Source organism: Candidatus Phaeomarinobacter ectocarpi, assembly GCF_000689395.1.
GTDB classification, from domain to species: domain Bacteria; phylum Pseudomonadota; class Alphaproteobacteria; order CGMCC-115125; family CGMCC-115125; genus Pyruvatibacter; species Pyruvatibacter ectocarpi.
Genome location: NZ_HG966617.1, coordinates 2,559,882 through 2,582,271, shown reverse-complemented (window position 1 = coordinate 2,582,271; position 22,390 = coordinate 2,559,882). Strand labels below are relative to the sequence as shown.

At 56.0% G+C, this 22,390-nt stretch carries 19 protein-coding genes; 12 read left to right on the top strand and 7 right to left on the bottom strand.

Annotated elements, in window-relative coordinates; translation table 11 throughout:
- Positions 1 to 32: 32 nt before the first annotated feature.
- From BN1012_RS12370 to BN1012_RS12355, 4 genes are all read left to right on the top strand, one after another.
- Positions 33 to 1,283 carry an outer membrane beta-barrel protein gene (locus BN1012_RS12370; protein ID WP_171815961.1) on the top strand — a complete coding sequence of 417 codons (1,251 nt, stop codon included), beginning with the start codon at positions 33 to 35 and terminating at the stop codon, positions 1,281 to 1,283.
- A gap of 169 nt (positions 1,284 to 1,452) precedes the next feature.
- The gene (locus BN1012_RS12365; protein WP_043949841.1) at positions 1,453 to 3,663 is read left to right on the top strand and encodes a GumC family protein; all 2,211 of its coding nucleotides are present in this window, start codon (positions 1,453 to 1,455) and stop codon (positions 3,661 to 3,663) included.
- Positions 3,664 to 3,680: 17 nt separating this feature from the next.
- Positions 3,681 to 4,301 carry a hypothetical protein gene (locus BN1012_RS12360; RefSeq protein ID WP_043949840.1) on the top strand — a complete coding sequence of 207 codons (621 nt, stop codon included), beginning with the start codon at positions 3,681 to 3,683 and terminating at the stop codon, positions 4,299 to 4,301.
- A 55-nt stretch (positions 4,302 to 4,356) separates the two neighbouring features.
- Positions 4,357 to 5,730, top strand: coding sequence for an O-antigen ligase family protein (locus BN1012_RS12355; protein ID WP_043949839.1), 1,374 nt, complete (start codon positions 4,357 to 4,359; stop codon positions 5,728 to 5,730).
- A gap of 58 nt (positions 5,731 to 5,788) precedes the next feature.
- Here BN1012_RS12355 and BN1012_RS12350 read toward each other — a convergent pair whose 3' ends face one another.
- Entirely contained in the window at positions 5,789 to 6,340 is a 552-nt protein-coding gene (locus BN1012_RS12350) for a polysaccharide biosynthesis/export family protein (protein ID WP_043949838.1), read from the bottom strand.
- Between the two features lie 165 nt (positions 6,341 to 6,505).
- Between BN1012_RS12350 and galE the strand changes: the two genes are divergently transcribed.
- On the top strand, positions 6,506 to 7,489 hold the full coding sequence (gene galE / locus BN1012_RS12345; protein WP_197538305.1) for a UDP-glucose 4-epimerase GalE: 984 nt from the start codon (positions 6,506 to 6,508) through the stop codon (positions 7,487 to 7,489).
- Positions 7,490 to 7,520: 31 nt separating this feature from the next.
- On the opposite strand, the gene BN1012_RS12340 is transcribed toward galE, so the two are convergent.
- A complete protein-coding gene (locus BN1012_RS12340) occupies positions 7,521 to 8,786 on the bottom strand; it encodes a glycosyltransferase family 4 protein (protein WP_043949836.1) in 1,266 nt (421 codons plus the stop codon).
- A gap of 254 nt (positions 8,787 to 9,040) precedes the next feature.
- On the opposite strand from BN1012_RS12340, the gene BN1012_RS12335 reads away from it, so the two are divergent.
- The 7 genes from BN1012_RS12335 (at position 9,041) to BN1012_RS12305 (ending at position 16,768) form a co-directional block, all read left to right on the top strand.
- The gene (locus BN1012_RS12335; protein WP_043949835.1) at positions 9,041 to 10,444 is read left to right on the top strand and encodes an oligosaccharide flippase family protein; all 1,404 of its coding nucleotides are present in this window, start codon (positions 9,041 to 9,043) and stop codon (positions 10,442 to 10,444) included.
- Positions 10,445 to 10,470: 26 nt separating this feature from the next.
- A complete protein-coding gene (locus BN1012_RS12330) occupies positions 10,471 to 11,754 on the top strand; it encodes a glycosyltransferase (protein ID WP_043949834.1) in 1,284 nt (427 codons plus the stop codon).
- Positions 11,751 to 12,731, top strand: a complete 981-nt coding sequence (locus BN1012_RS12325; protein WP_081826374.1) for a sulfotransferase family protein — start codon at positions 11,751 to 11,753, stop codon at positions 12,729 to 12,731. The genes BN1012_RS12330 and BN1012_RS12325 overlap by 4 nt, the downstream gene beginning before the upstream one ends.
- Entirely contained in the window at positions 12,728 to 13,906 is a 1,179-nt protein-coding gene (locus BN1012_RS12320; RefSeq protein ID WP_043949832.1) for a glycosyltransferase family 4 protein, read from the top strand. Before BN1012_RS12325 ends, BN1012_RS12320 begins: the two co-directional genes overlap by 4 nt.
- 161 nt (positions 13,907 to 14,067) lie before the next feature.
- Complete coding sequence (locus BN1012_RS12315; protein ID WP_145973460.1) at positions 14,068 to 14,742, top strand: FkbM family methyltransferase; 675 nt, start codon at positions 14,068 to 14,070, stop codon at positions 14,740 to 14,742.
- Between the two features lie 115 nt (positions 14,743 to 14,857).
- Positions 14,858 to 15,859: an NAD-dependent epimerase/dehydratase family protein gene (locus BN1012_RS12310; RefSeq protein WP_043949830.1), complete on the top strand. Its 1,002-nt coding sequence runs from the start codon at positions 14,858 to 14,860 to the stop codon at positions 15,857 to 15,859.
- 45 nt (positions 15,860 to 15,904) lie between these two features.
- Complete coding sequence (locus BN1012_RS12305; protein ID WP_043949829.1) at positions 15,905 to 16,768, top strand: class I SAM-dependent methyltransferase; 864 nt, start codon at positions 15,905 to 15,907, stop codon at positions 16,766 to 16,768.
- A 33-nt stretch (positions 16,769 to 16,801) separates the two neighbouring features.
- On the opposite strand, the gene BN1012_RS12300 is transcribed toward BN1012_RS12305, so the two are convergent.
- From BN1012_RS12300 to BN1012_RS17010, 5 genes are all read right to left on the bottom strand, one after another.
- Entirely contained in the window at positions 16,802 to 17,641 is an 840-nt protein-coding gene (locus tag BN1012_RS12300; protein WP_081826373.1) for an FkbM family methyltransferase, read from the bottom strand.
- 10 nt (positions 17,642 to 17,651) lie between these two features.
- The gene (locus BN1012_RS12295) at positions 17,652 to 18,761 is read right to left on the bottom strand and encodes a glycosyltransferase (RefSeq protein WP_052535232.1); all 1,110 of its coding nucleotides are present in this window, start codon (positions 18,759 to 18,761) and stop codon (positions 17,652 to 17,654) included.
- 84 nt (positions 18,762 to 18,845) lie between these two features.
- Positions 18,846 to 19,817, bottom strand: a complete 972-nt coding sequence (locus BN1012_RS12290) for a UDP-glucuronic acid decarboxylase family protein (RefSeq protein ID WP_043949827.1) — start codon at positions 19,815 to 19,817, stop codon at positions 18,846 to 18,848.
- Between the two features lie 630 nt (positions 19,818 to 20,447).
- A complete protein-coding gene (locus BN1012_RS17015; protein ID WP_052535230.1) occupies positions 20,448 to 21,779 on the bottom strand; it encodes a Rad52/Rad22 family DNA repair protein in 1,332 nt (443 codons plus the stop codon).
- On the bottom strand, positions 21,779 to 22,294 hold the full coding sequence (locus tag BN1012_RS17010; RefSeq protein WP_052535227.1) for a siphovirus Gp157 family protein: 516 nt from the start codon (positions 22,292 to 22,294) through the stop codon (positions 21,779 to 21,781). Before BN1012_RS17010 ends, BN1012_RS17015 begins: the two co-directional genes overlap by 1 nt.
- Positions 22,295 to 22,390 lie beyond the last annotated feature (96 nt).

Below are 22,390 nucleotides of genomic sequence, written 5' to 3'. Positions count from 1 at the left end.
GTTCGCTGCGGGGGTCTATGGGGGCAAAATACATGAAGAATACTCAATCCAGCCGTTGCGGGATGTTGGTGGCAGTGGGCGTTGTAACGGTGGGGCTTGCCGCACCGGCATTCGCGGACAGTCTCATTGACCCGTTTGGCTTTGATGAGTCCTATAACCCCATTGGCGTGCGTGTCGGGCAATTTATCATCTATCCCTCTGTTGAGGCCGGCGTGGGGTTTACCGACAACACCTTCCAGACCAGCGGTAACACGACCGAAGATGGGTTCTACTTGGTGTCGCCCAGTGTTTATGTGGCGTCTAATTTCGCGCGCCATGAGGTGGATCTGCTGCTTGACCTTGATGCCCAAAAGTTCTTTTCGGAAGATAGTGAAGACGTCGTCAATTTCTTTGCGGAATCGAACGGCAAGCTAGACCTATCTCGAGGGCTGTCGGTCGACACCACGATTGCGTACGCAATTGACCATGAATCGCGCGGTGCCCCGGATGTGCCAGTGTCGGTTTCAGAACCTCCCCGTTTCCAGGAATTTGATACCTCTGCGATTGTTTCTTATCAGCCCAACAGGTTCGGTGTTGCTGCCGGTGGCGGCTACGGCTTTGTGGACTACGATACTGAGACGTTGAACAACGGCGGCATCGTGGACAACAATGACCGCGATCGGGACTCCCATTTCGCAATGGGCGAAGTTAGCTACGAATTTTTAGAGGAATATACTTGGTTTCTGCGTGGTACCTATACGGGAACCGACTTCGACCGGACATTGGATCGCAGTGGCGTCAATCGTGACTCCGAGGAAGTTAGTGTCCTTGCTGGTATCCAGTTTGAAGTTTCTCGACTAATCGTTGGTGAAATTGGTGTTGGTTATTTCGAGCGGCAATATGATGACTCGACTCTACCCGACATCGATGGAGTGGATTACAATGTCGAATTAGAATGGTCTGCAACACCGTTACTTACCGTAACGGCCAGCGGATCCCGCTCTGTCGAGGAAACCATCATTGCTGGTGCAAGTGGCAGTCTTGATCATTCCGGTGGTTTGGCACTTGACTGGCGCATTCTCCGGAATTTGACGGTCGACGCAGACGTGAACTACACCAATTCCGAGTTTGAAGGCACAGGACGCTCAGACGACCTGATTACAGCCGGTGTTGGGGCCTCATATGCATTCACCAACAATGTCGCGGCAGTGCTGAGCTACGATCACACCGACCGGGATTCGAGTGTGAACGCGTCGGACTATGATGAAAATACAGTCACATTTGGCTTGCGACTTTCACTCTGAAAGTTATGTGCGTAGGGAGTCGGTGCTTCGCGACCGATGATCTATGTAGTTGGTAGACCTGTGCGACGCCTGTGGTGAATGACTTCTGCTACTGTCCGCTGCGGCATTGAGACCTGTGGCCGGCAGTTTCCTTTTATGTGGTCAAGTGTTGGGCGTGTAAGCTTCTCAGATGAACGAAGAAACAACTGTACGAAACCTTTCATCGTTGGCTGGAGACGCCGCAGATAATCCATTTGATTTCAAGGCCATACGTGAACTGGCGATAAGCCGCCGCTGGATCATTCTGGGTACGTTTGTCGTTTGTCTGGCCGTCACCATCACGTGGGTGGCGCAGCTTGTGCCGGTCTATCAGGCTGATGCCCGAGTGCTAATCGATTCGCGTGAACAGCAGGTGGTGGATATTCAGCAGGTGTTGCCTGGGCTGGAAGCAAACCAGACTACCATGCAGACTCAAATTCAAATCATTCGGTCTCGCAGCCTGCTGTTGCGGGTGATCGAAGACATCGGCTTGATGTCCAATCCGGATTTCAACTTGACCTTGGCGGAGACAGTTGCGGCTGACGAGCCGGACACCGCTCCAGCCGAGCCAGTACTCAATTCCGCTGCAGCCCTACGGGACGAAACAGATCTCCTTAGCCCTGAGCGGATTGGGGTGGTCAACAAGCTTCGCTCTGCGCTGAGCGTTCGGACAGTCGGCGGCTCCACGGTTATCAGCATCAGCGCTGAATCCACTAAACCGGCCTTGGCAGCACAGATTGCCAACTCCGTTGCCAATCTTTACGTGCTCGAACAACTCAACGCCAAGTTTGATGCAACGCGCAAGGCGACCGAGTGGCTCACGGTGCGGATCAATGATCTAGCAGACCAGCTTGCTGTCGCAGAAGGTGCCGTTGAAGCGTTCCGGATGGAGAACAATCTGTTTGAGGCAAATGGGGTTTCATTGACTGCCCAGCGGCTTTCAACTCTGAGCGCTCAGCTGACGACAGAAAAAGCCCAGTTGGCTGCCGCCGAGGCACAGCTGAGGCAGATCAACCGAGCATCGGGCGGCCGTATACAACTAGATAGTCTTTCAGAGGTTTTGGCGTCGGGAATCATTTCCCAGCTGCGCGGCCAGGAGGCACAACTGCGCCGCCAAGCGGCGGAGTATTCAAACAGATACGGGCCCAAGCACCCGAAGATTACTGACCTTCGTGCGGAACAGCAGGATCTGGCGGCGAAAATCGCGCAGGAAGTAAACAGGGTGAAGCAGCGGCTGCAGAATGATGCGGAAATTATGCGCGCCCGGGTGGGCGTCATTCAGACCAGCCTAGAAGATGTGCAGGGGGCAACGTCGGAGCAGGACCGCGCGCGCATTCAGTTGCGCGATCTGGAGCGCGAAGTAGAATCCACCCGAGCCCTGCATGACAGTATGCTCACACGCCTCAAAGAGATGCAGCAGACCGAGGGTGTCCAGACACCGGATGCAAGGGTGATATCTCCGGCAGCGGCGCCGACTGTGCCGGTGCGGCCCAACCGCCGCCAGATTTTTACTGTTTCAATCCCCGCAAGCATGGCATTGGCATTCATTATTGCCTTCATGGTCGAAAAGTTGGACAAGGGCTTCCGCACTGCCAGTCAGCTTGAAACCGCGCTCGATATACCTGTAGTGGCGGTGGTGCCCGAGGGCGGGGCCTCGTCCGGGACTGCTGCCGCGAAAATGCCGATCACGGAACCACTCTCTGCCTATACAGAAGCGATCCGCAGCATCCAGACCGCCTTGATGGTCTCAGATGTCGACAAGACCGTGAAGACGATTGTGGTGACCTCTGCGACGTCAGCAGAAGGCAAGTCGGTATTATCATTGTCCCTAGCGCGCCTTTATGCGGGCATGGGCAAGAAGACCCTACTTCTGGAAGCTGATCTGCGCAGGCCGTCCATCGCAAAGCTGCTGGATCAAAATCGCTGGGAGGTTGGGCTTATGGACTACCTCTCCGGCGCGACGCCGCTTGAAGAGGCGATGCACAAAGACCCGGAATCGCCGCTGTACATTCTGCCAGTCCTCAAACCGCCGGCCAATCCTCCGATGATTGTTCAATCGGACGCAATGCGCCGCCTGGTTGAGGAAATGGCTCGTGTTTTCGATATCGTCATCATAGATTCAGCACCTCTCCTGCCCGTCAACGATACACGGCATCTCCTCAGTTACGTGGATATGTCGTTGCTGGCGGTACGTTGGGATGAGACCAGCCGGGAAGCAGTGGAGAAATCGATGCTACAATTGCGCGAAAACTCGGCTCCGCTGTTGGGTGCGGTTCTCACCCGGGCAGACGTGCGCCGCCATTCACTTTATGAATATGGCTATGGTGAGTACTCAAAATATGGTCACTACTATACGTCGTGATACAATTGATTGAATCGATGTCGGCTCCTCGCGTACTGCTATGCGGATTGTGTGGCGCAATCGCAGCTTTCCTTTTTTTCTCCGGCATGGATCGGGCGCGGAATGCACTTGACGGCATCACGCTGGCCGAGCTGCTGCAGCGGCGCGACGCGGTATCCACAGGAAAACTGGTGGGGGCAGCCAGAGACGCGGCCGCCTCGGCTGAGTGGCAACATGATAGCGCGACCGCGTTCTTGTTTCTCGCCGAACGTGCTCACCAAAGAGGTATGGAAGCCCGAAGCACTTATCTAGAAGGTGCTATCAGTGTGCTCCGTCATCAACTTGCTCGACGCCCGGCAGATGGGATTGCCTGGGCGCGGCTTGCATGGGCCACTTCTTTTTTCGCCGAGCGCGGACAGGATACAGATCATGCGTTGCGCATGGCCCAAACATATGCGCCTCATGCTATCTATCTCACACAGGTGAAGTTCGAGGCTGCCGCGCGGGCCTGGCCGGACCTTTCAATCTCGGCGCAACAAGGTGTGTTGCGGATGGTTCGGGAAGCCTGGATAAGCGCCGACGGTCGCCAGGCTCTTCGGCGAGGTTACAGCCCGCCTTATTCGGTGCACATCCTGGAACGTGCATTTCCCAATGGTTGATCGCCGTCGTCATACGAATCGCCCTACGGCTGTCTGGCGTGGCAGTGCTTGGGTTATGGTTGCGGTTCTCGGGTTGCTCGTGATGTTAACGCCGCTGCCGCTTGGGTCACACCGTGACTGGGGGTGGGCAGCCATTGCACTGGCAGCTTCGCTGTTGGCACTCCTCATGGGCGTTCTCGCGTTTGCGCCCGTCGCTCAAGAACGTCAGCTTGCGCACAGAAGCGCCGGTTTGCGGTTGGGTGTACTCTGCCTTCTTTCCCTGCCGGTTTGGGCGATGGTGCAGACTTCAAACCTCGTTCCTGCATCCTGGTTTCATCCTGCATGGTTTATTTCCTTTGGAGGCGCCAATGGTATCCCACCCGACGCAGCGATTTCGGTTGCGCCGGATATGTCCGCCAATAGTGCAGTCCGGCTCCTTTCCTATCTAACAATTGGCGTTGGGGCCTGGGCGGCCGCGGTTTACAGGGCCTCGTTCGGGCTGCATCTACTGCGTGTCGTAGCCGTAGCGGGCGTGTTCTATGGTGCATACGGCCTGCTAGAACTTGCTGCTCGCCAGCACTTTGCTGTCCATCCTGCAGTGATGCCCTATCCAACGGACCTGTCTAGTGCAAACGGGCCTTTTGTAAACCGCAATCACTTTGCCACCTTTGTGGGAATGGGGCTGGTGTGTCTGGTCGCCCTGTGGCGGCACCATATGGTTGCTAGGGGGCTCCGGATGCCGACCACGATACGCCGGGCGTTGCGCGACAGTATCGAGCGTTTTCTCGGGCAGGAATCAGTTTACCTGATCGGCTGTGCGGTCATGTTCTGTGCCCTGTTGTTGAGTGGGTCGCGTGCTGGGGTTGCTACAACGCTGATCGGTGTTGCCCTACTTCTTGTCCTGATGCGAGCCTTTGGGCGATCATCCAGCAAACCTGTTATCATACCTTGGGTCACAGGAATGTCTGTTGCCAGCGGGTTGCTCATGTTGGCAGGCTATCCGCTGCTTACCCGCCTGCTGGCAACGCCTGCGGTGCTTGGCTTCAGAAAAAGCCTTATGGATATCGGATTGCAGGCTATTGAAGACCGGCCGTTCCTTGGTCATGGTGTTGGCGCGTTTGAACAGACATATTTCCTTTATGCGTCAACGGAATATGCCCTGTTTCAAGTTGATTACATGCACAATGAATTTCTGGAGCTTGCTGCTGGCGCGGGGCTGCCGGTTGCGCTGGTAACAATTCTTGGATTTGTGCTGCTCGGTCGTAAACTGCTGGCGGGGACGGCCCGAAAGGCGGGAACTGTTTTACCCGCCTGTGGTCTCGCAGTGATGGCCCAGGTGGGCCTTCACTCTGTTTTCGATTTTAGTGTATCGGTTCCTGCCGTCGCGTTGACCTTTTCGGTTGTGCTTGGGGTGGCGCTGGCCGGTGCTACTACTAAGATACGCACTTAGCGGGGCCCGCGTGGGCCGCTCCTCTTCAAACAACAGGTAACCCTGCCTGGCAGGTATCCTAGAAGAAGCTTTCCGGTATGCGTAGCACGTCACCCGGTGACACCCGAACACTTTCATCGGCGGGCTTTTCGATTTCCTGACCTTCACCTTTGAGCTGGACAAAGACCCGCCGCCGATTTGCGCGCGGGGTGTAGCCGCCAGCCAGTGCGATCGCTTTCACGATCGTCATGCCAGTCACATAGGGGTATTCTCCGGGCTGCTCAACCTCACCTAAAATGTAAAACGGGCGGTATTCTATGATTTCGGCGCTGACCTGCGGATTGAGGAGGTATCCGTCGCGCAAGGCACCTTCGATGCGGGTTTCGAGGGCCCGTGCGTGGATACCATTCGCGTTGATTTCGCCGATGAGAGGAAGGGCGACTACACCGGTGCTGTCGAGCTCGAATTCGCCTGAGAGATCCGCTTCGCCGAAGACAATGATGCGCACGCGGTCGCCTGGGCCTAGCTCATATCGGTCGAGGGATACGAATGGCTCTGACTGAGCCATGGCCGTGCCGTAGCTGAACAGTGCCAATATGGCCGCTAGCCACGCAGTCGAAAAGACTCTCATACTCAAACCCCGTTGAATTTGTTGACCTAACTCGTGCGGCCCTCGGTAGCCTTGTGATCAAGTAACACGCCACCGGATACTGCAACAGAGGCATCTTGGCCTATGTCGTTTTGGTGCCTATTGTCTGCACTATTGTTTTGATGCGGTTGAATCAAAAATGGAACCTTGTTGATGAGATCAATCCTCGTTACCGGTGGTGCGGGCTATATTGGTTCGCATGTCTGCAAAGCTTTAGCCCAAGCGGGCTTCCAGCCTGTTACCTACGACAGTTTGATCTATGGACATGAATGGGCCGTGAACTGGGGTCCGCTTGAAGTAGGTGAGCTGTCCGACGGCGACCGTCTGGATCAGGTTATGCGCAAGTATGGTCCGGAAGGGATCATTCATCTGGCCGCTTTTGCATATGTTGGTGAATCTGTCTCCAATCCTCTGAAGTACTACAAAAACAATGTTGGTGGGACAATATCTCTGGTTGAATCTGCGCACCGCAATGGCGTCAAGAAGTTCGTTTTTTCGAGCACGTGCGCAACCTACGGTGTGCCCAAAAATGTACCGATTGTTGAATCCGAGCCTCCCCATCCGGTTAACCCTTATGGCGCCTCAAAGTTGATGGTCGAGCGAGTTCTCGCTGATTGCGCCGTGGCGTATGGGCTTGAGTGGTGCGCCCTGAGATACTTTAACGCCGCAGGGGCTGATCCCGCCTGCCGGATCGGTGAAAGCCATGATCCCGAGACTCATCTTATCCCGCTGATTATTGACGTGGCCAAGGGGGTGCGGCCTCACATTACGATCTTCGGTAACGACTACGATACGCCGGACGGGACATGTATCCGCGACTATATCCACGTGGATGATCTGGCGGACGCGCATGTCCGCGCCCTGGAGCGGCTGGGCAGTAGTCTCCCCACCATAATTAATCTTGGTACCGGCAGAGGGTATTCGGTGCTTGAAGTGATTGATTCTGTACAAGCGGTGACCAACAATCCCATTCTTGTGGAGGTCGGCGCCCGGCGGGCGGGTGACCCAGCGCGGCTTGTATCAGATCCGTCGCTGGCTCTCGACGCGTTGGGATGGAAGGCGCAGTACGTAGAGATTGGCCCGATTGTTGATACCGCGTGGCGTTGGCATTGCCGGGAGAGTCCGGCCTGAGTTGACGCTTTTCCTGCTGGGTTTTCCAACTCTAGGTGTGTGTGTTGCGGATATGTGCGTAGATGCCGTGCCACTGCGTCATGAACCGCTCATAATTGAAGCGGGCCTCGTAATCGCGCCGTGCTGCGATGCATGCGGCCTTGAGTACTTCGGGTTGTCCGAGCCACCATGAAATCTCGGTGAACAAGGCGTATGACGTGGCGTTGCCGCATACGCTGCCGTCGACCCTATGATGGATCAATTCCGGCATACCACCGCGGGGAAATACGATCGATGGTGTGCCGGACTTTTTGGCCTCTGGTATCACGTTGGGGTGGGGGTCATTCCAGGTTGAGGGGCACAGGTGCAGGTGTGAGGCTGCGAGAAGGCCGGGAACGTTCTCAATGAAACCCAGAAACTCAACCTCACGGGCGAGGTCCAGGTCTTGCACGATTTGAGAGAGGTTTTGGCCGTAAGTGCTGCCCCATTCCGCCGACCCGGCAATCTTGAGCGTCACCCGGTAGCCAGCTTCCTTGAGTAGCGAGACAGCCTCGATTGCTTCAATTGCACCTTTGGCGGGTGAAAGCTGTCCGATGAAGGAAAGCATCCAGGTGCTATCCTCGACTTGCGCCGCTTCATCGCAGGTGTGGGACCCGGCAGGTAGGTTGCGCTGGGGTGGGTGGTTATAGATCACTTGGACGTTTTCCGGTGGCACGCCGTTTTCAATGAGCGTGTCGCGAATGTAGTTGGAGACAGCGACGAAGAGTGTTGCTGACCAGACGGCACGGCGCACCAACCAACGGTGGATGGGTGTATGGGCGGGCAGTTCGTCGCCTGCGCGCATCACGATGGGCATGCCGAGCCAGCGCGCTATCGGTGCGACATAAGAAAAGTTTTGCAGATTTGGGATGTGCAGCGCGGTGATGCCGAGAGCGGGTATCAGGCGGCGCAGCGTGAGGGAGGTAGCGACTACACCGTAGAGGTTGCGTATGAAGTACTTGAAGTGTTTGCCTAGCATATGCCGGGTCCACAAATAGCCAAATGCAGCGCGATGCCAGTTGAAGCCGGATGCTTCCAGATAGGGCTCGATGTGATCTGCGCCGAAGGTGCCATGGGTTAGGAAGGTAACCTGAGCACCTTGCTCGCGAAGCGCGCGCATGGCTTCGATGTTCGCACGTTCAGAGCCGAACAGATGGGAGCTCGCGAGCAGTGCCAGAATATGCTCACCTTCAAGCGTACGCTCCTGATCCGGAGTGTTGTTCGGGGCCGGTGCCGGCGGGCCATCATTCTGGGGCTTGTCGTAACCCGGGTCGCGCATTGGGTCAGCACTTTCTACTACGTTAGTCTACCTGTATTTATAGCTGCCTCCGCTTGTCATGTCTGATAAAACGCTGCGGTAGCAAATGATGGTGCCGGTGGCGGAAATCTTTAGGCATCCGCGGGCATTGACGCATTGAACTGGCAGCAAAGTTGGCACCCGTGTCCGGAGGAGAACCAAAATCTTTTAGAACGACCGCTAGGTCGGCCCTGATCTGGGGTACTGGTGTCTCGATCAGTCTGCAGATTGTTCAGGTGGCCATCAGCCTTATTTTGGTACGGCTACTTACGCCTCAGATCTACGGCCAGTTCGGTCTCATCCAGGCCATCGTTGTCTTCACTTATGTATTTTCCATCCAGAGCTTTCTTGAGCATGCGCTACGGCAGAAGACCGATAACACCCTACAGTATGCAAGGCACTGGTCGTTCGGGTTGATCCTCCATGGATGTCTCTTTGTCATCGTAAATGGCGTGGCTGCCGGTTTTCTTTGGATTGAGAATTTGGCGCCCTTGGCACCATATCTGGCAATAGGATCCATTGGTATTCTACTCAATCTGCCCCGCATCCTATGGAGCACTGTTCTCCAGATAGAACTGGACTGGCGGCGTCTGCGGCTTCTCAAGAGTATCAGCGTGCTTTTGTCGGGCGGGGTTGCGATCGGTCTCGCGCTGTCGGGCTTCGGTGTTCTTGCCCTTATGGCACACATGATCTTAGTACCGGTGCCGTTCGCCGCAGACCTCTTCATTTCGCGGCGTGGCCTTATTGCTTGGGACTTCGATTTCAAGGCCTATGCTTCCGCCATGCGATTTGGTATTACCCGCAGCGCGTCCGAGGTCCTGACGCGCGGGCGGCTGCTGCTGGAAAGCGTCTTTCTCTCGCAAGGTCAAGGCTATGCCGCTTATGGCATCTATGGGCGTGCCATCGGTCTTGGGCAATTGTCCACCGCAACCTTTGCTGGGCCTGCGGTGACTGTGCTTTATCCGATACTCTCGAAACTGGAGCGTGGCACACAGCAGGCGCGTGAAGCGTCTGGCCTGTTGTTAAGGGCCTCTGCTTGGATTGCATTGCCGCCCGCGACACTGCTGATCCTTGAGCCCGAAGCAGCCGTCCTGATTGTTTTCGGGTCGGGGTGGGTTGAAGTCGCCGCTTTTCTTCCGGTTGCGGCTCTCATCTGCGTTGGCCGTGTTGGTCTGCAGGCATTGACCGTGATTGTTCTCACGGGCATCGGTCCGCGCATCGTCCTCTATGCACAACTCAGTCTTCTAGCGGGATATGTGGCCGGGCTAGCACCACTTCTTCTGTCGGGCGAAGTTCTGGCATATGCAAAGACGATTGCTGTGGTTTATGGGGGCGTCTGCACCGGTCTTATAGCGCTGCTGGTTGGGCGCGGTGTGCTGGCTCTTAGTGCGGTTCTGCGCACGCTGGCAGCCTGTGCTGCCAGTGGTTCCCTCGCGGCTGTTACCTGGTGGCAACTGGTGCCGGCGATATCTGGCCTGGACACGGTCTGGCAGTTTGTCGGTGCGGCTGGGCTCTGTGCATCTACCTATCTGGCTGTGATCCGGGTTATAGATGCGGGCGCTCTGCGGGACATTCTATATTATGTGCCGCAGGGCAGGCGTCTCGGGATGTTGTTGTTCTTGCCGCCTGCCAAACCCTGAATGCTGTGAACAAGTGGGCTTCCCTTATGCGCCGTCTCCTCATTGTCTCGCCCCATTTTCCGCCGACAGATGCGGCGGATATGCACAGGGTGCGCGGCGGTGTGAACTTTTATGCACGGTATGGGTGGGAGCCTGCCATATTAGCGATCTCTCCTGAAACCGCCGGGCGGCCAATTGAAGAGCGACTTACACGAACGGTTCCCGACGACCTGCCAATCCAACGTGTGGATGCGCTTGGCGTACATGTGACGCGACATCTCGGCCTGACTGCTTCCGGCCTGCGTGGATGGGTGGCTCTGGCACGGGCCGGATCAAAGCTTCTGGCCAGCGGGACGTATGACCTCATCTATATCTCCACAACACAGTTCCCGATCATGACGCTTGGCCGCTATTGGCAGCGCCGCTTTGGTGTACCATTCGTGCTCGATTTTCAGGATCCCTGGTTCAACGCTGAATTCGTCAACTCGCAGCGCAGCCGACAGCTCAAACATCGGTTTATGCGGGCGGTGCACCGCAAGCTGGAGGCTATGACGGTTCCGCATGCGTCCGGCATCATTTCGGTCAGCCAGAAGTATATTGATGTCTTCCGCAGGCGCTATCCGGGCCTGGCGGATGTTCCGGCGGCGGAAGTGCCGTTTGGATTCAACCCTAAGGACATTGAAGTTTTGCAGGCTATTGAGACCCCACTCGTGTTCGATAAAACGACATGCACGGGGTTCTATGCAGGCCGGGCGGGCGCTGAGAGCGTTGATTTTTTGCGGCTGCTGATGAAGGCATTGAGTAGTGCACGGCAGCAATGGCCTGATGTTTTCGGTGCAGTACGGTTGCAATTTGTCGGCACAAAATATTCGAACCGTGAGACACAGGCTTTTGTCACGGCTGCGGCCCGCGAATTCGGTGTCAGCGAGGCGGTGCAAGAGCAAGGGGACCGCATACCTTATTTCAATGCGCTTGATGCCACCTCTCGGGCGGATTTCAACATCGTGCTGGGGTCAAACGATCCGGCTTACCGGCCCTCAAAACTGGCGATTCTGGCCGAGATGGGGAAGCCGGTGGTGGCTGCCGTGGGGCGGGACAGCGTGGTTGAGCGGGCACTTGGTGCTTTCCCCCAATGTGCGATCGGGCTTCTCCCAGATGGTGAGGCAGGTTTTGAGGATGCGGCGGCAAGCCTTGCGGGGCTGTGGCGGGAGGTGATTTGCGGCGCTGGAAGGGTGCCTAGTCCAGGACCAGCAAAGATTCAGGTTAGCGAGGCGGAAAAGCTGGCGCAGCAGGAATGCCGGATTTTTGATAGGGCGGTGGCGCGATCATGAGTATGGATGTCGACCCTCGCCTTGCCGAGTTGGCGCAACGCGCGACTAGTGACCCGGACAAGCACCTGCCGAACCTCCTTGGCATCGGTGCACCAAAGTCCGCTACCACATGGCTCTCAAACGTGCTTGATGCGCATCCGCAGGTTTTCATGCCGACGCGCAAGGAGCTGAACGCGCTTCATTACGAGAATTTTGCGGACCGCTTTGATGAATACCCCGCTTATTTCTCTGGTTGCGGGGATGAACTCATCCGCTGTGATTTCTCTGTGAGGTATATGGCATCTCCGCGCGCGCACCTGCATGCGAAGACTGTTATTCCGCACACACGCATTGTCGCCATTTTGCGCGACCCTGTGTCACAGATACAATCTCACTACTGGCATCTGCTGCGGCAGAATTTTCATCAGGCGGTGCCGCTGGTCACCCGGCCAAGCGTGCTTGAGGCGATTGAGCAGTATCCAGATTTATTGCTCGAACCGGCGCTTTACGCAAAACACCTAAAAAGGTGGTTCGCGGAATTTCCAGTAGACCAGTTTTTCATCCGGTGCCATGAAGACGTGACGGAGCGGCGGCAGGCGACCCTGGACGAGCTAGCCCAATTCCTCGGCATTGACACTTTCGAATCGACGCATCTAGTGGCGGCAGGCAAGCGTAATGCGCGGCAGGGCGTTCAACCAAAGTCGGAGAAGGCACGGCGTATTTATTCACGGCTTTATACATGGATTGCCCGCGGCCCCTATTTGTGGATCAAGAAGTGGGCGGGTATGGCGGTTGCTGACAGGTTGAAGGATCTGTTGCAGGTGCGGCGGGTGATGGAACAGCTTTTCTTCCGCCCGGCCTATCCTGAATTGAGCGCCGGCGAGAAGGCTGCCATTGTCGCGCTGGTGCGCGGCGATGTGCTTGAGCTCGAACGGATGCTCGGCCGGCCCCTGCAACACTGGCTGAGAGTGAATCAAGATAAGGCGATGCATGAATGACCCGACGCCGAATCGCCTTTGTCGCAACCCATCCTGTGCAATATTACAGCCCGTGGTATGCTTCACTGGCGCGGCACCATGACTTGACGGTTTTTTACGCGCTTAAGGCAACTGGGGCCGACCAAGCGCGGGCGGGCTTTGATATCGAGTTTGAGTGGGATACGCCTCTGCTCGAGGGGTATCATCACGAATGGCTCAACAATGTTGCTCAGCATCCGGATCTTAGTTTCTCAGGTTGTGACACGCCTGAAATTGGTGCCCGTCTGGAAGCAGGTGGGTTCGATGCGCTAGTCGTGCTTGGCTGGAACAAAAAGTCCAGCGTTCAGGCGCTTTTGGCTGCACGGCGCCAGAAGTTGCCGGTGTTTGTGCGTGGCGACTCTATACTAAATTCACCCAGAAGCGCTGCCGTGAAGTTGCTCAAATACCTGCCGTACCGCATGATTATGCCGCGGATGGCCCATTACCTCTATCCGGGTGCGCGGGCGCGGGAATACTTGGAGTATTATGGCGTGCCGGCGCGGCGGCTTCACTATCTGCCACATATGGTTGATACGGCACGCATCGGCTCTGACGCGGCTGAGGCGCGGGGCAGCGGCGAGGCTGCGAGATTGCGGAGGCAGTCGGGGGCAGGCGTTGCTGATACGATTCTGCTAACGGTCGGCAAACTCATCGGCCGGAAAAGGATCAGCATGTTGCTTCAGGCTTACCGCCGCATGCTTGCGGCCGAACCGGATCTTGTCGGCCGGTCTCAGCTTTGGATTGTCGGTTCAGGGCCGGAGCAATGTGAGTTGGAGGCGGTCGCCATGTCATATGGGCTGCCGGTCAGGTTCTGGGGATTTCAGAATCAGACCGTGCTACCGGCGTTTTACGCGGCGGCTGATTGCCAGGTACTTGCATCCGATGATGATACATGGGGACTTGTGGTCAATGAGGGGTTTGCGGCGGGTTTGCCTGCGATCGTTTCGAACCTGTGTGGGTGTGTTCCCAACATGATCTTTGATGGCGAGACAGGGTGGCAGTTCGGCACTGAAGAGGAATTGCAAGACTGCCTGCGGCTTGCTGTGTTAAACTCACGCAGTCTTGACATGCAGGACATCGCCAGGGTCAATCAAGCCCATTCATTCGCGCAAGGTCAGGCCTGTTTTGATGCCGCACTTGAGAGAGTACTTAGCTGATTGGCGCATGGAAATCGCCTGGACTGGGGGGTGGGACAATTCTCTTTTTTCTGCTTCGCATTCTGGGTCGCGCGCCGGGCTTTCGCGGTAAAGGGTGGCTGCAGCATGTACTGCAGCGAGCTGCCCGCCCGCGCGTTGTTGAGGTGAAGCCAGGCATCCGCATGCTACTTGACCCGCGCGAATGGACTCAGCTTGAGCTGATCCAGTTTGGCGTGACGGAACCTGCAACAACCGCTTTGTTCGAACGGTTGCTTGGGAGCGGGGACATCGCCATTGATGTTGGGTCGCATGTTGGAACGCTGTCGTTGCTTGCTGCTCACTCAGTAGGCGCGCAGGGGCATGTCTATGCCATTGATCCGCAGCCTCACAACTGCCACTTGGTACTCACAAACAGCGCAGCCAGCGGGTTTGGCAATATCACCACCATATGCGCCGCTGTCGGACAGGAAGACGGTTTCATCACATTACAACATCAAAGTGATCAGGACCGGGCCCGGCTGAGTCTTGCGAACATTGGCCCCAACGATCAGCCATACCCGTTTGTGGTGCCCTTGGTATCGGTCGATGACCTTGCTATCAGGTATGAAATGCCGCGGATCAGGCTTTTGAAAATTGACGTGGAAGGATATGAGCTTGCGGTGCTGGAAGGCTGTAAAGCCAGCCTGTCCCGGGTGGACAATGTGATTGTCGAAGTGCTGCCCGAAAGTGGCGCTGCATTTGCGGCGCAGCTGGCGCGTATTTTGTCCGCAGCCGGTTTCAAATTTTCATCTGTGACTGGCGAGGCGTGGTCGCCTGGCCAGGCATTAACCGAAAACAACCTTTGGGCCTCCCGTTAAGCGCGCCAAGCGCGTATTCTTCAAGGGGTATGTTGGCGGATCCCGCTATTGCTGTCCTATGACTGTGACCTTTTGTTCCTAGGCTACGGCAGAAAAAGCAGATTTGGAGAGCACTATGAGTAAGGCTGGAACGGTTCTGGTGGCAGGCGCCGGCGGGTTTATCGGCGGGCATCTTGTTAACTACCTCAAGGATCAGGGACACACGAGTGTCCGTGCCATTGACGTGAAGCCGCCGGAATCCTGGTATCAGCGCCATGATTGGGCTGATAATCAAGTGCTTGATCTGAACGACCTCCTCAACTGCCGCAAGGCGGCGGACGGCACGTGCGCGATTTACAACCTGGCGGCCGATATGGGTGGTATGGGGTTCATCGAGAACAACAAAGCGGCCTGCATGCTGAGTGTTCTCATCAACACCCATTTGCTCATGGCGGCGCGTGAGTTTCGGGTGGAGCAGTTTTTCTTCTCGTCCTCCGCGTGCGTCTATCCTGGTTACCGGCAGCGTGAAACGGCAGTGACATCTCTCAAGGAATCCGATGCGTATCCCGCTGACCCTGAGGACGGGTATGGATGGGAGAAGCTCTTTTCAGAACGTATGTGTCGGCATTACTCAGAAGATTTCGGCATCGTTTCGCGGGTGGCTCGATATCACAATGTGTATGGGCCTGAAGGCACCTGGGATGGTGGCCGCGAAAAAGCACCGGCGGCCATCTGCCGCAAAGTCATCGAGGCCAAGCTCTCGGGCCGCAATGAAATCGATATCTGGGGTGACGGCGAGCAGACCCGCAGCTTCATGTACATTGATGATTGCCTGCACGGCACCTACAACATTATGAATTCAAGCATTGAAGAGCCCCTCAATCTTGGCTCCGACGAGCTGGTCACGATCAATCAGCTTGTGGATCTGGCGGAGAATTTCGCTGGCGTGAAGCTGAAGCGGAATTATGACCTTTCAGCGCCACAGGGCGTGCGCGGTCGGAACTCTGACAACATGCTCATCAAGCAGAAGCTCGACTGGGCGCCAAGCATTTCGCTGAGAGAGGGGCTCGAGAAGACTTATTCCTGGATTTACGATCAGATACAGTTGCGGGAACGTGGCGAACGGGTGACGGTCTAGCCCGCCCTGCTACTCATTCCCCGCCCGGCAATATCAGGTAACCCGATGGCTCTCAGCTCGCGTATCAAGAATGCTCTCAACTTGGCGCTCAATCCTGTGGGGCTTCATTTGAACACGACGCTCGAGGAAGATCGCGAGCGGCGGCGGCTTCAGCAGATGGCGGAGCGTGGCCATTTTGAGGGCCCAGCTTATCCGCTGCTTGAGTGCATGTGCGCGTTTGATCCGCATCCACTCTCCAGCGCCTATCAGCACTATTGCAATGACCTTGCGCGGCTGATGGCAGGCGGGACCTCGCCAGGGTTATATGAGCCGGACAACGGCTATTTCAAGACTCCGGACGCGGAGGTCCTTTACCTCATGGTGCGTTCGCTCGCGCCGGATCGCATCCTTGAGGTTGGCTGCGGCAACAGCACGCGGATCATCCGCCAGGCCATCAGCGACGGCCAGCTTGCATCACAGCACATAGCAATCGACCCGATGCCGCGCGTGGAAATCGGCCGGTTCGTCGACAAGCTCTATCAACAGGAATTCGAGACCTCGGATTTTGAGAACCTGTTATCCGGCTTTGGGCCGAACGACATCGTTTTCGTGGATTCAAGCCACCAAGTGGCGGCGGGCAATGATGTGACGACCGTTTTCACCCGCCTCCTACCCATGGCCCCGGCCGGCGTGGTTTTTCACGTGCACGATGTTTTTTTGCCCTATGAGTATCCAGCGGAGTGGCTGGCGGACCGCCACCGGCCTTGGGCTGAGCAGACGTTACTTCACATTTACTTGTCCGGACATAGTGCGGATGTGCTGTGGCCAGGCCACTATGCGCAGCGCGGTGGCGCGTTTGATTTGAGCGGATTGCCCTTCGCGGACAAGGGATGTGCGCAAAGCTTCTGGTTCCGCAAAAGCACCTCATAGGCGGCTGCGGATGGTGATGTCGGCTTATGCTGTTTAGCTGCTGCCTCGGTGTTGCGCATGAATCTGGAATACATCTAAATCCTTTGCAGCCGCCAGATTCTTGTCGATGACGTGCACCACATAGCCTTCGCTCTCAAGCAGGGAGGTGCCTTCTGCCAACAACGCGGATGAGTGCATCTCGGCGAAAATGACGGGCTTTGCGAGTCTCAAGGTGTCAAGGCAGCCCTTCAGCACAAGAATTTCCGCGCCCTCCACATCTATTTTCATGATGTCCGGCGGGGCGATTCCTCCCCTGGTAACCATGTTGTCAAGGCACCGGACGGGAACGCTTATGCGGTCTCCAGTAGTGGTGTCTGCTTGGAAGGGGCTTGTCCCCAGCTTCGCCATGCTGGTCTGCGGCATTACGACGAGATCAAGTGTTTCGTCAAGTGCACCGACCGCGCATTCGTGCAGCGTAATTTCGTGGTCCGGGTTCAGTGTCACCAGCCGCTTGATGTACTTGATATTATCGGGCAGCGGCTCAAACACATGCACCTGAGCAGTGCCCGCGGCTGCGAGAACGCCCGAAAAGAATCCGTGCCAGCCGCCTATGTCATAGGCGACGTCACCGGGCTTTACAGCATTTGACACACGGGTCGCAAAATCGACTTCATAGGTGCCCGTCCAGATGCCTTTGTCTTCAGGCATTTGGATGTGGAACTTGATGCCGGCGGCGGGCCCCGCATCGACAACATGCTCAAATTCCTTGCCATTGAGAAAGGATGTAACCAGAAACCGCTGCAGGTGGGCGAGGCCGGGAAAGTGTTTGATGCGGTCACGGAATGTCCACGGCACTAGTCGTAGGGCGGTGCCTATCAGATCCGCTGATTTCATGACGCGACTCCTACCGTTTACCAATATGCGCGGGTTCAGCTTGCTTTACGCTCATGAATTCAGAGATGGCCTGCGCCGCCATGTCAATTGTGTAGGGTGTTGCTAGGGCCATCAGTGTTTTTGCATGGGCTTTTTCGCGAACTGCTGGCTGGCGGGCAATAGCAAGTGCTGCGTCAGCAAATGCGCCGGGCGTGTCAGCCGTGGCCGGCGGCCCGCCTGGCCAACTATAGCCGCGCATGCCCTCGGGGGTGGTCAGAACCGGGACACCCCACCCCAACATAACGGCCAGCTTTGTGCTGGCCCCGCGCGCGTAGCAAAAAAGCGGATTGATGCTGCAGGTCCAGGAGGCGGCTTCTTCGCGCAGGGCCTCGTCTGGCAGGCTTCCAAGATAAGTTGCGAAGGGGAATTGTTTGGCAAGCTTGTCGCCGACGTCGCCCGGCAGTCCAATGATGCGTACGTCGATGTCGGACGCGTTTCTCTTTGTCATTTCCTGGAGCACTAGCCTGAGTCCCTCAAGGTTGGGCGGATGGTCGAGGCGACCAACAAACCCAATCTGTCCGTCAAGTGGCTGCCAGTCCAGTTCGTCTCGGACAACAGTACGAGAGATTTGGAGTATGCGTTTAACGCCCAACCACCGCTCAATTTCAGCCTCAAACGGCGCGAGACAGATAACAGCGTCAATCCACCGGCGCTGTCGGCATTCCTCGACGATTTGCTGGCCTAAAAAATGTACCTGGCTGGTGCGCAAGCCAGTGAAATGGCTACCCCAGTTCTGAGTGCGGATTTCGTGGAGGTAGTCCACGCTGCCAAGACCGTGCGAAAGCATAATGATTTCAAGGTTCGGGTCGTGCTGTTTGAGATCCTCTGCGATGGGCGCGAGATCGGCGACGTTCAGGAAAACAGTTCTTGTATCATTTTGGTTGCACAGCCGAATTACTTCGGCGGCCGTGTTTTTTGGCACAAAGTATCTATAGGGCTGCCGGTCAATCCGCCGGGTGATTTTTGCGGTCAAGGAGTTGGCGGGCTCAAAGGTGCTGTAAGCAAGATTGAAGCCGGCATGTGTGATCGCTTCGATGTACTCGCGCGTGCATATCTGCTGGCCGCCGGGAACCTTCTTCATTGCATGAGCTGATGCTACGAAAACTGCGCGCTTCTTTACCACGACATTACTTCCTCGGACATGGATTTCAGCTGGGCCAGCAAACTAAGTGTCCGCGACATGAAATGCTTCAGACGACAGCAATGATTCAAAGTACGCCACCGTTTTCCGCAAGCCGTCATCGAGGGAGGTCTTGGGTTGCCAAGCTAGATCGCCTTTTGCCTTTGTGATATCCGGCTGGCGTTGCTTTGGGTCATCTGCGGGAAGCGGCAAAAATTTGAGTTTCGATGAAGAGCCTGTGATATCTATGACCTTCTCCGCAAGCTGGCGGATAGTAAACTCGGATGGATTGCCGAGATTGACGGGGCCGGGATAGTTGTCGGGTTGGTTCATCAAGCGGGTCAGGCCATCTACGAGATCGTCGACATAACAGAATGCGCGGGTTTGTGAGCCTTCGCCATAGAGGGTAATCTGCTGACTGGTAAGGGCCTGTACGATGAAATTGGAAACCACGCGACCATCCCTAGCGTGCATGCGAGGGCCGTAGGTGTTGAAGATGCGAGCTACCCGAATGCGTAGACTATGCTGCCGGTAGTAATCGAAGAACAGTGTTTCGGCGCAGCGCTTACCTTCATCATAGCAGGCGCGAATCCCGATCGGGTTGACGTTGCCCCAGTAATCTTCCGTTTGCGGATGAACGGCAGGGTCACCGTACACCTCACTGGTGGACGCTTGAAGAATTCTTGCGTTCACACGTTTTGCAAGGCCTAGCATGTTGATGGCGCCATGAACGCTGGTCTTTGTCGTCTGCACGGGGTCGTGCTGATAGTGGATTGGTGATGCCGGGCAAGCAAGGTTATAGATATCGTTCACTTCGACATAGAGCGGCCAGGTGATGTCATGCCGGATCAGCTCAAAGCGTGGGTTGCTCAGCAGGTGCTGGATGTTGTCGCGGCTGCCGGTGAAATAGTTGTCCACACAAAGAACATGTTTCCCCTCATCTAGTAGTTTTTCGCAAAGGAACGAGCCGATAAACCCAGCGCCCCCGGTTACCAAAGTCGTTGCGTCACTTATCATCGTTTTGGCGTCATTCGTGATGGGCTCCGATCGCTGGGCGAGGGCGGGTAGTTGTGTATCGCTGCATTGCTTAACGGCACCCCAGTTACCGCCCCCGATTTTGGGGTTGAAATTGCACTCGATGATCTTAATGAAGCACTAGTTAGGGCGTTTTACCACAAGGAAATCACAGCTTCCAAGATAGGGGGATTCTAGTCAAAAAGGGGCGGTCTGAGAGGAACCGCAATCATGTTCCTCTCAAACGGGTGCGGTACCCAAGTGCCGTCGGCGTAGTCTGTTGGTGTATAGGAGCCGCACTCAAGTTTGTCGATCTATGCAGTGCGGCAGGGGCGCTAACTGGATTGAGGGAAATACTGCTCTCGACGCGAAGATCCAGTGCTTCGGATGCAATCGTCTTGCGGCGGACTATGAGGTACACAGCCAAGAGCCCGAGTGATGCTGCCGCAAGTATGTTAGACCAAAGAGGCGTGATCGAACCAAATGGCAAAGGCGGCCAAGCCAATAGCGGTGCAAGTGAGACGACGTCGGGCGACCAGCCGTCTTGGCCATCGGGGTTTGCCGTGTGTTGTTCTGGTGCTAGAGTTCATGCTTGACGTTCACTGGATTTAGAGATGGCGATCACAGGCTGATTCAAGGTGATGGTGGGGTTAAGACGATCTGAGTGCTGCCTGAGGACTCCTCATGTACTGCATCTGATTGTGCCACAGAGCGATCTCTATTTGGAGGGGCACTTTCTACGCTCCCGTTCGGGTTGGTGTTCGTCTGAGGTAGTACCTCGCCAGTTTTGTGAGCTTGCCAGAAACCCAGAGCGATTGGCAGCGGGTCAATGGAATGCTGCGCCCACCACTTTTCTTCATTCCCGACATCATGCAGCGCTCGGTGGTGGATCGCACATAGCGGCACGGTGAACTCGTCGCTTACTTTTTGTCCCAAACCCCGATGCTGGGCGTAAGTAAGATGGTGAGCCTGTGAGGGACGTCGCCCGCAGACCAGGCAGGAAAGTGCGGCTATTTTTTTGAGGTGGGCTTTGTCGCGGACACGACGGGGAACGCCTATATGGAGCTTGGACTTATCAATCCTGTTCGACGTTTCCCTGTGTTTCTTTCCGTTGGCAGGTTTGTCCTCTTCTTTGGGCGTGCGTCCTGCCGTTGAAGTCGGACTTGTGATTTCGGTGTCGCTTCTATCTTTTGCCTGCGCTAGTTCTTCTTCTGGTTTACGCTGGTTAGGGTCCTGAACGGGGGGATCCGCTACCTGAAGCCAATTGGCGATTTTTCGCTGATAGGTTCGCTGAAGAATTTCGCCGTAATGCATGCCGGCCTGGTTTTTCAGCGAAGGCACCTCGCGCATCAGTCGGGCAAGCTCAGGGTAGTTCAACGCCCATAGGCGTATTGCGGTCTTGTATGAATCCATCGCGTTTAGGTGCGATCGATAGGCACCGCAAAACTCACCTGGTAGATCAAAACGGCCAAGAGCCATGCCGTCATGATTGACCAACACCCAATTTTGCCCCTGTCGATCATCAATGCACCCATCAATGTCGGCGAGCTCAGGATCGTAGAGCGCCAGGCCAAACTGGTTTCCGAATGTTGAGAGTGCCCGTTTGGTAGCGTCTGTCTCTGCGGCTTTGAGCGCCATGTCTCGTGCCCGTGGCTGATCGGTATGGTGCCCATGTCCCACACCAACTCCTTCGCGCAGGATGTCACGGGTATTCGTCTTCACGATCACCTGAACCTTGGCCTGATAGGTTGCATGCCAAAGCGGATCACGCCTTAAGACTTGGACTTGTTCAAGTGTAAGTGTTCGCCGATCCCATCCGTCAAAACCGAACACGCGATTGGCTTCTTTGATGACATGCCAGCCCTCGAGGTACGCCAGTCGTATGTTGTCTTCGTATCTCACTTTGACTGTTTTGGCTTTGAGCGGTGCGACAAGAGATTTGATCTGATTGCGTGAAAATCCCATCACTTCGTCCTCACTGAAAGCGTGTCGTCTTGTGGCGTGAGTTTTGTTCCCGGAACATCCTGTCCACTTAGCAGAACGTCTCTTAGTTCCTTGCGATCAAGCTTGGGTGGTTGAGTACGCCAGTACTCCGCCGGGATAGCGCCCTCATCCTCGATGGATACCGCTGGAGGAACAGGGCGCAGGCTCGCGGTGATGTCAGATTTCAGTATCTTCTTGATGTCAGCGTCGCGCATCGCGCTTGCTGCTAATGCCCGTTTTTTGCGTTCGCGTTCCAGGAGCCTTGCCTGGCGTGATGCCATATCTGCCATTCTTGCTTTGAGAGCATCCGCCATGTCGCGGTCGGCAAGTGATGACCTGATGAGAGCAGCAATCAGCTCCGGTAAGTCGCTTATTCCTTCGACGGTATCGGCGAGGGTTTCCTCGTCGGCTTCCGGGAATTCACGGATGAGCTGCAGTCGCAGCTGCTGGTGAGTTGAAATCGCGTTTCCAAGTTGGATGGGATGGAGTTGGTTCATGGGTAGCCTCCGGCAAGGGGTGATTACCCCTCCATGCATCCATGCAATCGCCTACGCATCCAGTCCCAAAAGCAAGTTTCCAGTGCATAAACCTGT